This window comes from Halomonas sp. SCS19, from assembly GCF_040147015.1.
Lineage (GTDB): Bacteria > Pseudomonadota > Gammaproteobacteria > Pseudomonadales > Halomonadaceae > Halomonas > Halomonas litopenaei.
The window spans coordinates 4,467,197-4,481,672 of record NZ_JAMSHN010000001.1 but is presented as its reverse complement, the minus strand read 5'-3'; the positions used below and the strand labels follow the sequence as shown (position 1 = coordinate 4,481,672).

At 62.9% G+C, this 14,476-nt stretch carries 8 protein-coding genes; 6 read left to right on the top strand and 2 right to left on the bottom strand.

Annotation, left to right across the window (positions count from 1 at the left end; all coding sequences use genetic code 11):
- Positions 1-39: 39 nt before the first annotated feature.
- Positions 40-1,242 carry a tyrosine-type recombinase/integrase gene (locus NFH97_RS19445; protein WP_222516804.1) on the bottom strand — a complete coding sequence of 401 codons (1,203 nt, stop codon included), beginning with the start codon at positions 1,240-1,242 and terminating at the stop codon, positions 40-42.
- Positions 1,243-1,463: 221 nt separating this feature from the next.
- Here NFH97_RS19445 and NFH97_RS19440 point away from each other — a divergent pair, with 221 nt between their 5' ends.
- The 6 genes from NFH97_RS19440 (at position 1,464) to NFH97_RS19415 (ending at position 13,243) form a co-directional block, all read left to right on the top strand.
- On the top strand, positions 1,464-1,673 hold the full coding sequence (locus NFH97_RS19440; protein ID WP_108195028.1) for a hypothetical protein: 210 nt from the start codon (positions 1,464-1,466) through the stop codon (positions 1,671-1,673).
- 1,028 nt (positions 1,674-2,701) lie between these two features.
- Positions 2,702-3,736 carry a DNA-binding protein gene (locus tag NFH97_RS19435; RefSeq protein WP_213227851.1) on the top strand — a complete coding sequence of 345 codons (1,035 nt, stop codon included), beginning with the start codon at positions 2,702-2,704 and terminating at the stop codon, positions 3,734-3,736.
- Positions 3,737-4,129: 393 nt separating this feature from the next.
- Positions 4,130-7,114: a type VI secretion system Vgr family protein gene (locus NFH97_RS19430; RefSeq protein WP_349625397.1), complete on the top strand. Its 2,985-nt coding sequence runs from the start codon at positions 4,130-4,132 to the stop codon at positions 7,112-7,114.
- A gap of 351 nt (positions 7,115-7,465) precedes the next feature.
- The gene (locus NFH97_RS19425; protein WP_349625396.1) at positions 7,466-12,277 is read left to right on the top strand and encodes a polymorphic toxin type 17 domain-containing protein; all 4,812 of its coding nucleotides are present in this window, start codon (positions 7,466-7,468) and stop codon (positions 12,275-12,277) included.
- Positions 12,243-12,617, top strand: a complete 375-nt coding sequence (locus tag NFH97_RS19420) for a hypothetical protein (RefSeq protein ID WP_306168751.1) — start codon at positions 12,243-12,245, stop codon at positions 12,615-12,617. The genes NFH97_RS19425 and NFH97_RS19420 overlap by 35 nt, the downstream gene beginning before the upstream one ends.
- 398 nt (positions 12,618-13,015) lie before the next feature.
- On the top strand, positions 13,016-13,243 hold the full coding sequence (locus NFH97_RS19415; protein ID WP_349625395.1) for a hypothetical protein: 228 nt from the start codon (positions 13,016-13,018) through the stop codon (positions 13,241-13,243).
- Positions 13,244-13,885: 642 nt separating this feature from the next.
- Here the strand turns inward: NFH97_RS19415 and nfuA are convergent.
- On the bottom strand, positions 13,886-14,476 hold the full coding sequence (gene nfuA / locus NFH97_RS19410; RefSeq protein ID WP_045992189.1) for a Fe-S biogenesis protein NfuA: 591 nt from the start codon (positions 14,474-14,476) through the stop codon (positions 13,886-13,888).

The window sequence follows — 14,476 nt, the reverse complement described above, 5'->3', positions numbered from 1 at the left end:
CAGAAACCTGTCCAGGGGGGAGGGCTGTTTCTTCATTCCTTATTCTCCCCCCTTCCCTTGACCCCATCTTGGTCCTTCTGCCTGGCCAAGGCCGTGCAGCGACTGCTGGCGATGCCACTCCTCGTCTTCGGTGTGAAGGTAGCGTGACGTCGTCTCCAGGCGTGAGTGACGTGCCGACTGCGCCAGATAACGAAGCTCCACGCCCGCCTGGGCCTGATGGGTCAGAGCGGTATGCCTGAGCCAGTGCGGCGTAGCCTGTCGTAGCCGTGCCACCGCCTGGGGATCCCCGCCCTGCTCTTCCAGGCAGCCCGCGGCCTGGCTGAAGGTCGTGCGTATCAGTCGGTACAACTGGTTGTCACCCAGCGCGGTCTTACCATCCAGGCGTCTCAACAGTGGCGCTGGATCCCCGGCGGGATCGGCCGGCTCGCCGTAGAGCGTCCGCGCCTCCCGGACCAGCTCGATCATGTCGGGCGGCACCGGAATCTCGGCAAACTTGCCGCCCTTGCCAACCACCTGCCACCACCAGCGCCCTTCCCGCCTCACCAGATCCTCCATGCGCGCCTGGCTCATCTCGTTGATCCGCGGGGCCAGCAGGTAGGCAAAGCCGAACACCAGTCGCCGCCTGGTCCAGAGAAATCTGGCTCGTCGGTCGGCACCTGGCTCCAGCGGCTCGTTGAGCCAGGCCCACAGCCAGTCCCACAGCGGACGCTCCAGATAGCGCTCGACACGCCGCTGGCCATTGTTGAGGCGCCTGCGCTTGTCGCGCATCAATCGAAACGGGTTGCGCGACAGCCAGCCCGCCTCTACCAGCCAGGCCATCATGCCTTGCAGGATCACCAGGCTCTGGCGCCGACTTGCCGGCGACAGGGGGCCGCGAAACGGCCGCCAGCGAGGATCCTGACGCGGCCTGACCGGGCCTACCCACTGCTCGCGTGGGCGCGGGTCGGCGAGAAAGGCCTCGAACTCATCCAGGTGAGCCCGGGTCATCTGGGCCAGCGAAAGGCGGCGCTCTTCAAGCCACAGCAGCAGCCGCTCGGCCTCGCGGCGGTAGGCGCGCTGGGTCTGCGCGCTGCCGCCGTATTCGGCAAGCCAGTGGGCCACCGCCTGCCAGTCATCTTCCGCCTCGATCAGGGCCTGCGGGGACGACGAAGACGGTAATTCGCCGTCGACCAGGGTGCCTCCCGGCGTGCTGTCGAAGACCGCCCTGCCGTCCTGTGCCTGTATCGGAGGTGTCTTGCTCATATGACCTGCCCATTGGCTTGCGCCATTGCGTGTCCTCGCTTGGCGCGGCTGAATAGATAAAAAGTCCTGCTGACCAGCTGGCCGCTCAAGACACCGATGGCCACATCCGGTTGCGCGCGGCCAATGTGCGAGAACGCGATAGCGCGCAGCCTGGTTGCGCCGGTATCTGAGGGTCTCGGGTATGCTGACGTATGAACGACAGGGAGCCGTCGAGATCGATCATGAGTCACAACCAGCATTTCGTTGCCCGTGGCTTCGGGGACTTCGTTGACCGGGTTGGTGCCACCATCGCGGCACTCAGTGTCATGGGCGGCCTGTTCACGTCTCAGATGCCCGCACTCCTTTCGCTCGCGGGGGTGCTGCTGGGGATTGGCTGTGCAGCTCTCGGAATCACTACTAAGAAGAGGTTTTCCTCTGAGGAGGACGTATGACACCGGATATTCTCGAATCCCTGAAGACGTTCCTGTTCGTGGCTTCGCCGCTGATCATTCTGGCGCTTGGAACGGCAGCTTATGCCAAGTGGCGTGGGCATAACCCTTGATGCCCTGCTGTCAGGGTGGCTTGACCGCTACTCACCTGCCCGCCCTCTCCCGCCCTCGTGCTTCTCTACTTTTGCCGCTCTCTATTCTGGCCCTTCTCTGATCTAGCCATTCTCAGCTCTCGCTTTTCCCCGGCCTGGCCCTTCTCTGCTCTAGCTCTTCTCGAGCCGTTCTCCGCTCTCGCTTTCCCCGGCCTGGCCCTTCTCTGCTCTAGCTCTTCTCGAGCCATTCTCCGCTCTCGCTTTCCCCGGGCTGGCCCTTCTCTGCTCTAGCTCATCTCTTTTCGAACCGTTCTCCGCTCTCGCTTTCCCCGGTCTGGCGCTCCCATGCCCGCGTTCTTTCCTGGTCTCGTTTTTCCCTGCTCTAGCCTAACCCAAGGCCGCCCTGCCGGGCGAGCAAGAAACCATGTAACGCATTGATTTTAAACCATCCATTATCCGAAGAAGAACTTCTCCCTAGACGTCCTCTACGCGCCCTTGTTCGACATCAACGAGAAGGCGCGCCGCTTCTACCGCTGCAACCAACTCGCAGCAGCCCTTCCCGCGCTATACGACGCCAACTTCTCCCATGCATCCGCAACGAGCGCTGGTTGTCTTAGTCTGCCCCTGTAAGTGCGTAAATTCAAGATAAGGCACGTAATCTTGATTTAATGTCGCTTATCATAAATATTGGTACGTATTTACGCTTTATGTAATTACACGTACTATCGCCTTTGCTTAATGGAAATGATGGCTGGCGGCATCAGCCGCCCCCTCACGGAGCAGGCAGGGGTTCGCAGGAATGTGAGCACCGCTCACGTGACGTCACCGCACGGCAGTGCCAACGGGTGTCACAGAAAGCGAACCGGAGCATGGCGAGCGAGGGGGCATTCAGGCATGATCAGCCGCTGGCGGAATCGACCACCGCACAAGGAGAGCTTCATGGCCCGTACCGGGATCACCTACGACGACGTTCAACGAGCGGTGGATACCCTGCTCAAGCAGCAGGAAGCCCCCAGCGTTCAGAAGGTCCGAGAGATACTCGGCACCGGCAGCTTCACCACCATCAGCGAGCATCTGCGCGAATGGCGTTCACGCCGGGAAGAGCGACGAGACGTTCCGCCCCCCCAGGGGATGCCCGTGGAGCTTCAGGGATTGGCCGAAGAGCTCTGGAGCAAGGCCCAGGAGGCGGCGGCGGAAAACCTGGCCCACTATCGCCAGGAGGCCGATCGCAACGTGGAAGGCGCGCTTGAAAAGGTGGCCGCCGCCGATCGTCGCGCCGAGGACGCCGAACAGCGCGAAAGCGCCCTGTCGGCCCATCTGTCATCCATGGAGCAGCGCCTGCAGGAGGCGGCCTCGGAATCGGCAAGGCTGGCGAGCGCCAATCAAGCGCTGGAGCAGCAGCTCATCAAGGAAGGCGAGCGCGCCACCCAGCTCGAAGCGCAGCTTGATCGTCTGCAGCAGGACAAGGAGCGTGAAGGCAGGGAATACCAGCAGGCACTGGATGATCAGCAGAAGCAGCATCGCGAGCGCCTGGCCCAGGAAGAACAGCGCCACGAGGCCGCCGAGGCGCGGCTGATGGCCATGCTGGACGAGGCACGCCAGGAACGACAAAGTGCGGAAAAGGCCCATGCCCAGCGGCTCAAGCAGGCCGATCAGCGCCAGGAGGTGTTGCAGCAGCAGCTTCAGGCACTTCGGGGCGAACTGTCAGAAGAGGAAAAGCGCCACCGCGAGACGCAGATGGAGCGCTCGCGAGCCGAGGAGAACCTGCGCGCTCGAGGCCACGAGGTAGACCTGCTCAACGAGCGTATCGAAGAGCAGAGGCGCCTGCTGGCAAATCAGTCAGAGCGACTCAAGGCGCTCGAGGCCAAGCTTGACGAGAAGATCTGGGCGCTGGCCAGACAACAGCGCGAACGCGCCGATGACAACGAAGGCACATCCAGCGGAAACGCCAAACAACAGACCTCTTCGCCCTAGGGCTGCGCCTCCTGGTATTCAGGCAGCGGCCTGGCCGTGTGATTGCATAGGGTGGCATTCGCACGGCACGCCCGGGATCCAGCGCAACGGCACTGCAAACCACAAGCCCCATTCAGGGCCCAAGCGACGTGCACCGCCTCCTTCAATGCCCGATTTGCGGCGTTGCCAAGGCACAGCTTGCTCGACATGTCGTTTTCCTGCGTAAGCCCTTTCTGAAAACGCCTTTCCCCTGCTGCCCGGGCCCCGTCCCGCCGGTAAGATCCTCCAGATTCGGACTGACGGAATCGTTCAGGGAGGAACCGCCATGCCATCTGCTCCCCATCATTTGCGCTCATCGCTGCGTCTTCCATCGGCGCCCACCGAGTGGGCACGTTTGGCAGGAGGATGCTGAGCATGGACGACCCCTCCTGGTCCTCGTATCGCCCAAGCGACCTGCTCGGTGCCTTTGACGTCACACTGAGTCAGGATCAGCGCCTGCTCAAGTTTCATCTGGCCGGGCAATCGCTGATCCCCCATCGCCTGGTCGGTGAAGAGGCCATTTCGCGCCCCTTCTGCTACACCCTGGACGTGATCTCCCAGCGTGGCGACATCGAACTCAAGTCGCTGATCGCCCAGCCAGCGCTGATCGAGGTCCGCCAGGCCGACGGCGGCTACCGGCCGCTTTCCGGCCTGGTCGATACCGCAGCCCTGCTCGGCGAAGACGGTGGCGTCTACTACTATCAACTGGTGCTGGTGCCCTGGCTGTCGCTGCTGAGCCTCGGTCGCGATAGCCGCATCTTCCAGGACAAGACGGTCATAGAGGTGATCGAGGCGGTGTTCCAGGGCCACGAGATCGCCAAGGGGCGCTACCGCTTTGATCTTCGTCGCGACTACCCCGCGCGCAGCTACTGCGTGCAGTACCGAGAGAGCGACTTCCACTTCGTCAACCGGCTGATGGAACAAGAAGGACTGTTTTTCTATTTCAGCCATGGCGAAGGCGATCACTGCCTGGTGATCACCGACAGCGTAGATACCTGCCCAGCGGTAACCCCCCAGGCCATCCGCTTCCATCGCCAGGCCGCCACTGAGGCCGAGGACGCACTGACCCAGTGGGGTGGGCGCCGTCAACAGCAGCCCACCCGCGTAAGCCTCGCCACCTTCAACTACAAGCAGCCTCGCCACCCCAGCGACATCGCCCAGGACACCATCCGCGACCAGGGCCACCTGCCGGACACCGAGGTCTACGATTATCCAGGCGAGTACTACTACCCGGACCACCGTCGCGGTGAACGACTGGCGGTCAATCGTCTGGAAGCCCTGGAGTCCCGCGCCAAGCGCTTCCATGGCGCCGGTGGCGCCCGCCAGCTTCAGGTAGGCGGCCACTTCACCCTGACCCAGCATGGCCAACATGAGCGCGGCGACGACAGCGAGCGCGAGTTCCTGGTGCTGGGCCTCAGCGTGCATGCCGAGAATGCCCTGCCGGTATCGGCGCATCTGTCGACCCTGCCCGGCAGCTTGCAGGAACAGCTCGATCAGGCGCGTCGCGCCCACGGGCTGGATCTCTCGGATAAAGGCTCCAGCCTCCACCGTGACGATTACCAGCGCGCCGGCACCGGCCACTATCTGGTCGACATCGAGACCCAGCGCCTGTGCCTGCCCTATCGCTCGAGCCTCGACCATCAGCGCCCGGTGATGGGTGGCCCCCAGACCGCCACCGTGGTGGGGCCGGAAGGCGAGGAAATCCACACCGACGGGCTCAACCGGGTCAAGGTGCAGTTTCACTGGGACCGGCTGGGTCACCACGACGCTGGCTCGAGCTGCTGGCTGAGGGTCAGCGAGCCCAACGCCAGCGCCGGCTGGGGCGCGGTCTTTGTCCCGCGCATCGGCCAGGAGGTGATCGTTGACTTCCTCGAGGGCGACCCGGATCGCCCCTTGATCACCGGTCGGGTCTACAACGGCGATGAACGTCCGGAATGGCATTCCAACGGCCTGCTGTCGGGCTTCAAGTCGAAGACCTATCGCGGCGGCAAGTACAACGAGCTGGTGTTCGATGACGCCACCGACCAGGAGCGGGTGCGGCTCAACTCCGAGCACGCCAAGAGCCAGTTGAACCTCGGCTATCTGATCCACCAGCACGGCAATACCCGCGGCGACTTTCGCGGCACCGGCTTCGAGCTGCGCACCGACGCCTACGGCGCCGTGCGCGCCAACCAGGGCCTGTTGGTCAGCAGCTGGGGACAGCTTGGTGCCAACGGTGAGCAGCTCGACATGCGCCCCGCCTGGCGCGAACTACAAAGCGCCTGGCAGCTTGCCGACAGTCTCAGCGACAGCGCTGTCGACCACGACGCCGAGGCGCTTGCCAGCCGCACCGACCTGCACAAGGCCAGCGACGACGCCCAGGGGCGCCACGGTAGTGCCGACTCTGCCACAGCCTTCGACGGCGGCAGTGCGACAACGGCAAGCAAAGGTGGGCGTGGCGAGGCCGCGCGACTCAAGGAGCCCTGGCTGCAATTGGCCTCCCCGGCGGGCATCGCCATCAGCACCCCCCAGTCCACTCACCTGGCCCAAGGCAAGTCACTGAGCGTCACCGCAAGCGAAGACATCAACCTGGCCGCCGGCAAACGCCTGGTCGCCAGCATCGCCGATCGGCTGTCGCTGTTCGTCCAACGCGCCGGGATCAAGCTGTTCGCCGCCCAGGGCAAGGTCGAGGTGCAGGCCCAGAGCGACGAGATGGTGCTGACTGCAGAGAAAAAGCTCAGCATCACCTCCACCGAAGACGCCGTGCACATTGCCGCTGCCGAGGAAGTGCTGCTGACCTGCGGTGGCGGCTATATCCGACTCAAGGGTGGCGACATCGAAATTCACGCCCCCGGCACTATCGACGTCAAGGGCAGCCAGCACCTGTTTGGCGGGCCCACGAGTCTGAGTTATCCGCTGGACAACCTTCCAGAAACCGAACCCTCCAACCTGGATCTTGAACACCTCTATGGCAACGGTCGGCCGGTGCCCGGTGCCCGGCGCCCGCTATCGCGCTTTCCTCGCCGATGGCTCGGTACGCCAAGGGGTGCTGGACGCCGCCGGCAAGGCAACGCTGTCTGGGCTACCTCTGGGGGGAGTCCAGGTCGAGTACTTCCAGGACCCGCGAGAAATCGACAAACGGCCCCAGGCATGGCCCGTCAAGGTGCCGATCAAGCCAACGTACGCCACCACGTCCAGCGACACCCAGACTGCTGTGTCAGGCAGCTCCAGAGATCAAGGATCGCCTCCCCAAGCGCCCAGCCTCCTTCAGTCTCCCGGCTGGACAGGTGGTACGCCTGGAGGAAGGCCAAGCACTTCCGGCGCGGGTCTATCGTCGCCAGGTTGGCCCAAGGGGCCTCCGTTGCCAACCATCCCAGGTGACATCCCGAGCGACCTTGCGGGGCGAGTCGAGCAGCAAGCCAGGGCACAACTCGAAAAGATCGCGCAGGAGAAGCTTCAGGAGCAGCTCCCAGGCCTTGGCAATACCGAGCTGTCATCACCCGGCTGGAAGGGTGACGTCCCCACCAGGCCGACATTCGGCGACCTCAAGGACACCCCCCACGCTCAGGACACCGACCTGACGTCGCCAGGCTGGCCTGGTGGATCACCGAAGAAACGCTCCTGAGTCGACAGGCCAATATCGCCAAGGGGCTCGGTGGGTAGCGGTCAATACCTCACTGAATGCATCAGGGATGGCGCCCTCTTGTGGGGACATAAGGAAGGAAACTTAGCATGGCCGCGAGAACAAGCTGGGGCAACCACGTCATTCCAGGTTTGGACCACGATCCTCTGAAAGAGGCACTCAACCATCGCCGGGTGATCACCGCCGAGCCCTACAGCGAAGGCGAGACCCCGGAAGCCGTGATCATGATGGACGTGGAGGAGGGATCCGTCACGGTACTCGACGTGGTCGTCCAGGCCGCCTACATGCTGCCGGTAGTCGGTAACGTCATGGCCATCGGCGACGTCGCCCGCGACGTGGTTGACCTCGATGGCAACGACGCAGACGGCACGCCGAACTACCAGAACGTCTGGCTCTGGGCGGTGCTGGTGATCGACGCCATCGGTCTGGTGCCCGCCTTTGGCAACGCCTCCCGCCCTATCCGCGTGGGTACCCGTGAGGGCATACAGGCGTTTGCCCGCGGTGAAGGCGTCGACATCGCCGCTCAGATTCTGGTCAACCAGGCCAGCGGTGCGGCGATGGATTTTCTGGCAGAACTCGAATCCAAGCTCGAGGAACAGAAACCGAAGCTGTTGCGCGAAATTGACACCATCGTCGGCAAACTCGCCGAGTTCATCAACAACCCGGTCGATGCCGCCACACAGCTCAAACTGATCGACGAGAACCCCGAGTGGTGGAACCTTCTCGAGAAAGGCAAGCGTGTCGTATTCATTGCCTTTGACCGCCTGCTCGAGGCCTTTGGTGGCGACCGTCAGCGCCTCATCGCCTTTCTCAGCCAGCTCGGCGGGATGGCCAGGTCCATGGTCAACGCCGGGTTCGAGCGCCTGTTGCCGATGATACGCGACCTGGCCCAGGCGACTCGCCGCCGGTCGTCGCAACGTGGGGACGTCAATCACCAGGGCACCGCCGTCACCGGGCAACGTACGGTCCACTACCTGTCGGCAGACAATCGCCAGACCACCCGCCACGAAGCCGAGCCAAGCGCCACTCCGGCAGGCTGCGTGTGCTCGCTGCATCGCCCCACCCCCACCAGTCCCAACCCTGTGGACTATGTGATGGGTGACGAGAACCTGTGGCACACCGACTTCAGCGTACCGGGGTTGATCGACGTCGAATGGACCCGCTACTACCGCTCCAGCATCGACGAACTCGATGACAGCGAGCTGGGCGCCCGCTGGAGCAGCCCGTTCCATACCCGCTTCGAGGCCCTGGGCGAGCAGTTGACCTTTATCGACAGCCTGAACCGCGCCCTGCCCATCGACCCCCTCGAGGTCGGCGGCAGCCGCTTCCTGCCGCGTGAAAGCGTGACCCTGGAACACCCCGACAGCGAGCACTACCGGCTTCACTACCTCGACGGCAGTCAGGAGCTCTACCGCCGCATCGACAAGTCCGGGCGGGGCGAGCGCGTCCACTTCCGCCTGGTCGAGCAGCGCGAGCGCGAGGGCCGCGCCCTGCACCTGAGCTATCGCCAGGGCCGACTGGACCGGCTGACCGACGGCGCCGCCCTGCTGCTGCGCTTTCACTACAGCAGCGCGGGGCTGCTGACCAAGGTGGTGCGCCACTATCCCGGTGCGGGCGTCGGCAAGGACGTCACCAAACACAATGACGAAGCCGCCGAGGCGCACGAACCCGAGGTGCTGGTCCGCTACCAGCACAGCGCCGACGGTGATCTGATCGAAAGTCGTGATATGCGCGGCTACACCCGCGAGTACCGCTACCAGCACCATCTGGTCACCCGCTACACCCACCGCAGTGGCCTGGCGGTGGAGCTCGAGTGGGACTGGCCGGGCAAGGCCGAGGGCGCCCTGCCCGCCGCTCACGACGCGCGCTGCGTACGCAACCGCCTGGAAGACGGCAGCGAGGACACCCGCTTCGAGTACCATCGCGGCCTGTGGTACACCCGCGTCACCGACGCCGACGGCGTGGTGACCTTCTACCGCTACAACGATCACAACCAGATCGAGTCGATCACTCACCCCTTCCACCCGGCGCTGGGCAGCGAGCACTGGCGCTGGGACGAGCACGGCCGGCTGATCCGCCATATCGACGGCGAAGGACGCACCACCCACTATCGCTATGACGACCAGGGTCGGCTGATCGAGACGGTCGACCCCCAGGGCCTGAGCACCCGCATCGACTACGACGACAAGGGCCTGCCGGTGCGCGTCACCGAGCCTGACGGGCGAGAACGCTCGCTGCGCTTCGATGAACGCGGCCTGCCGCTGCAAGAGATCGCCCCGAGCGGGCGTGTCACCACCTTCCGTCACAACGCACGCGGCCTGCCCACGGCGATGACCGACGCCGCCGGCAACACCTACCAGTATCGCTGGAACGACCAGGGTCGGCTGACCAGTGCCAGCGACTGTTCACGCAAGACCACCCAGTTTCGCTACGACCACCGCGGCTGGCTGATCGAGCGCCGTGACGCCGCCGGGCATCGCACCCATTACACCCGCGACGCCACCGGCCTGCTGTTGAGCGTCGAGCACCCCGACGGCGCCATCGAGCACTTCTCCCACGACGGCGAAGGCCGGCTGACCCAGTATCTCGATCCCACCGGGCAGCGCACCCGCTATCGCTACAATGGCAAGGGCCAGCCGATCGAGCGCCGCGACCCCATGGGCCAGCGTTTCGCCTACCACTACGACCGCCTGCTGCGGCTCTCGGCGCTGACCAACCAGAACGGCGACCGCTGGCAGTTCCGCTATGACGGCGGTGGACGACTGATCGAGGACACCGGCTTCGACGGGCGCACCCGCCACTACCGCTACGACGATGGCGGAGCCCTGATCGAGCGTCGCGAAGGCGAGCTGGTCACCACCTTCACCCGCGACGCCATGGGCCGGGTGGTGGAGCGCGAGAGCCAGCGACCGGGCCAGCCCGCGCTGACTACCCGCTACGGCTACGACCCGCTGGGACGCCTGACCCGCGCCGCCAGCCGCCACAGCGAGACGCGCTTTCACTTCGACACCGCCGACAACCTGATCGCCGAGGTGCAGCGTCATCAGCTGCCCAACGGCGGTGACTATTCCAGCGTCACCCGCCACACCCACGACGCCCTGGGCAACCGCGAGACCACCACCCTGCCCGACGGCCAGACCCTGGCCTGGCTGCGCTATGGCTCCGGCCATGTCCACGCCATGACCCTGGACCAGCGCGAGCTGATGGCCTTCGAGCGCGACGACCTGCATCGCGAGGTGCGCCGACACCAGGGCAGCCGCGAGGTCGAATCACGCTTCGACCCGCTGGGACGCCTGCTAGAGCAGCACATCCGCACCCTCGAAGCATCCGTCGAGGACCGCCCCCGACACCCCACCGTCAGGCGCCAGTGGCACTACAGCGCCAACGGCCTGCTCAGCCAGGTGGACGACAACCTGCGTGGCACCACCCGCTACGGCTACGACCCGTTGGGCCGGCTGCGCCAGGCAAGCGCCCCCGGCCTCGAGGAAGTGTTCGCCTTCGACCCGGCCGGCAATCTGGTCGATCCCGTGCCACCACAAACAAGAGGCGAAAAAGGAAACGAAGGTACAACCTCCGACGCCACACGCTGGCGACGCGGGCGCCCCCGCGATCATCTCGACCACGGATCCGAGGAGCGCATTCGCCTCGATTACCCAGGCGCACCGGCCAGCCTGTCGCCGGCCATGGGCAACCTGCTCAAGCGCTACGCCGGCACCCACTACCACTACGACGCCAGCGGCAACCAGACCCGACGCATCGCCGCCAGCGGCGAGACCTGGCACTACCAGTACGACCCCGAACACCGGCTGATCGAGGCCTGCCACTACCCCCATGCACCCGATGACACCCTGCCGCGCATGCGTGCCCGCTACGCCTACGACGGCCTCGGCCGACGGGTATGGAAAGAGGTGAACCGCCAGGGCCAGCCCAGTGAGCTGACGGTGTTCAACTGGGACGGCGACCTGCTGCAGAGCGAAGAGCGCTTTGTCGGTGGCCTGCCGCCGCTGTTTCGCCCCGAACGCCTGGAGCTGGCCCGCGAGAACCCCGAACGGCCTCACTCGCTACCGATCGCCCAGCGCTGCCATCGGCTCGAGTATCCCGGCCTCACCCCCGAACGGCGGGTGGTCTACCTGTTCGAACCCGACAGCTTCGTGCCCGCCGCCAAGCTCGAAAACCGCTTCGAGGCCGTCCACACCCGCAGCGGCACCGGCGCGGTGCTCTATACCGAATACCAGCCAACCGAACCGACGCTCTACAGCATCCACACCGACCACCTCGGCACCCCGATGGAGCTGGCAGAATGCGACGGCAAGCTCGCCTGGGTCGGCCACTACCGCGCCTGGGGCGAGCTCACCAAGGCCAGTGACGGCCACGGCAACCCCAGCACCACCGACAATCCGCTGCGCTTCCAGGGTCAGTACCTGGATGAAGAAACCGGGCTGCACTACAACCGCCATCGGTACTATGATCCAGAGACGGGACGCTTCACCACCCAGGACCCGATAGGACTGGCCGGCGGCGAAAACCTGTACATGTACGCCCCCAATCCGACAGGATGGGTGGATCCGCTGGGGCTGAGTCGGTGTTGTGAGGAATCTCGCGGCAGTAGACCGAGGACAAAAACGGCTAGGATCAAAGATGCTCAGTTGCCAACCTCAGGAAGAATTCGATATGTACCTCCAGAGAGTTGGGATGGTTCAACTCCAATTCCAAGGGGCCCCAACCGAGGCTATCTTGATCGATTTGGGAACGAGTGGACTAAAGGCCCTTCTCGAACAGCCGGAGAGCCCTTTGAATGGGATGTCCAGTTATCAAGAACTGGTCGCGAGCAGATAGGATGGACGACAAGAGACGGAACACACGCTAATGTTTCGCTTGATGGAAAAATTACTCACAGGTGATCCAGTTTTGAAAGGAATAGTCAATCTTCATGTTTTTACTGAGGCTGCAGATGTGGAGCAAGCGCGTGCAGCAGGTGATATTCTACTCCAGAAACTAGAGGCGTATGAAGAAATAGAGTTGTGTCGACTAAAAAGGTATTGGAAGATTCCAGAATATTATGAATTCTCGATAGAAATCGGCAGTCCAATTATATCGAAAAACACACCCCAAGAAATATCCAAAATTTTAGGTGGGAGGTGGAAGAAAGCTGGAGATAGCTTGATTCTATACCAAACAAAGGGAAAGCCATTTCCCATGCCAAATATAAAATGGGCCAGCTTAGAGTACATAGATTTATGATTTTACATGTACGCTCCGAATCCGACAGGATGGGTGGATCCGCTGGGGTTGAGTGGGTATTGTGCAAATGTGAATGCTCAGGCAGCTTTAAGAGCTAAGCTATCAGGACTACAAAAAGCACAGCAAAATGCCGCTACAACTCGCACTCTCCCTGATGGAAGAGTACGCTACTACACTCAAGAAGTTCCTGCGCGTACAGAGGGTCCGACTAAGGGGCATTTTTTGTAACAGAGTATAATCAAAATTCTGGTTCGGTGAGGCAATGGATGGAAGGTCTTGATCAGTCTGGATCAGTAATTCGGGTACACCCGAAGAGCATTAATGGGAAGACGTTAGACTCCCAAAGCTCCCAACACTCCCCCCCCCGACCGGCTACGAACTTAAGAACTGGAGCAGAAATGAGTGATTCCCACATTGCGAAGGAGCTCAAAAAAGTATGCCCTGGAAAATACGATGCACATGCTATATCTAGAGCTTCATTTATCATACACCAACAAAGTGATATTTATATATCCTCAAAAACAGAGAACATACTTCTCACATTGATGGCAATGGATATGGGCGAAGAGTTTGAGTTAAGCGAGCAGGAATTCTGTGACCTACTATCCGAGTTGCCAGAAAGTTAGGGATCTGCGAAGTTGGATGTGAATTGTATCACAGAGAGCATCTGTGACATCATGATGTCTCCACCGGCCAACGCACCCGCTATCATCGCACCCGATATCATCCTGGCGCACCGGCTAGCCTGTCGCCGGCCATGGGTAACCTGCTCAAGCGCTACGCCGGCACCCACAACCACTATGACGCCAGCAGCAACCTGACCCGACGCATCGCCCCCAGTGGTGAGACCTGGCACTAGCAGTACGACCCCGAACACTGGCTGATCGAGGCCTGTCACTACACCCATGCACCCGCCGCGGGCGATGACACCCTGCCGCGCATGCAAGGACCAGCCCATCGAACGCCGTGCCCCCATGGTCCAGCTCTTATTATTTATATTCAAGCCTACCAGTGCGACCGCCTGCTGCGGCTCTCGGCGCTAACCAACCAGAACAGCGACCGCCGGCAGTTCCGCTATGACTTCGGTGGATGGCTGTTCGCAGACACCGGCTCGACAGGGGGTGCCTATCGCTCCCCAACCAGTCTCGCGCGCCCCTACCCCTAATGGTTTACCCAAACACCACAACGCCGCTCCATGGAGCGGCGTTGTTGATTCACCTTTGATCCTGAGGGCGGAACCTCAGTGCGCCAGTCGGCGCGGTTGAACGTCAACGGTAGTAGGCGTTGGTGGTGTCGGTGTGGTCGGTGACGTCGCGGATGCCGGCGAGTTCCGGGATGCGCTCCATCAGCGTCTTCTCGACGCCTTCCTTGAGGGTCAGGTCCACCGCGGCGCAGCCCTGACAGCCGCCGCCGAAGGCCAGCACCGCCACCTGGTCGTCGGTCAGCTGCATCAGCTTGATCTCGCCACCGTGGGCCGCCAGGCCCGGGTTGATCTCGCTGTAGAGGATGTAGTTGATGCGATCCTCGAGCGGGCTGTCGGCGTTGACCTTGGGCATCTTGGCGTTGGGCGCTTTGATGGTCAGCTGGCCGCCCATGCGGTCGGCGTTGAAGTCGACCACCGCCTCTTCCAGGAACGGAATGCTGTTGGCGTCGAGATAGACGGCGATCTTGGAAAGCTCCAGGCGCTCGTCGCTGGGCTCTTCCTCGCCCGGCCGGCAGTACGCCAGGCAGGTCTCGGCGTAGGGCGTGCCCGGCTGGGTGATGAAGATCCGCACCGCGATACCTTCGACGTTCTGCTTCTCGAGCAGCTCCGCCAGGTAGTCCTGTGCGCTGTCGGTGATCTGGATATTCTCGCTCAT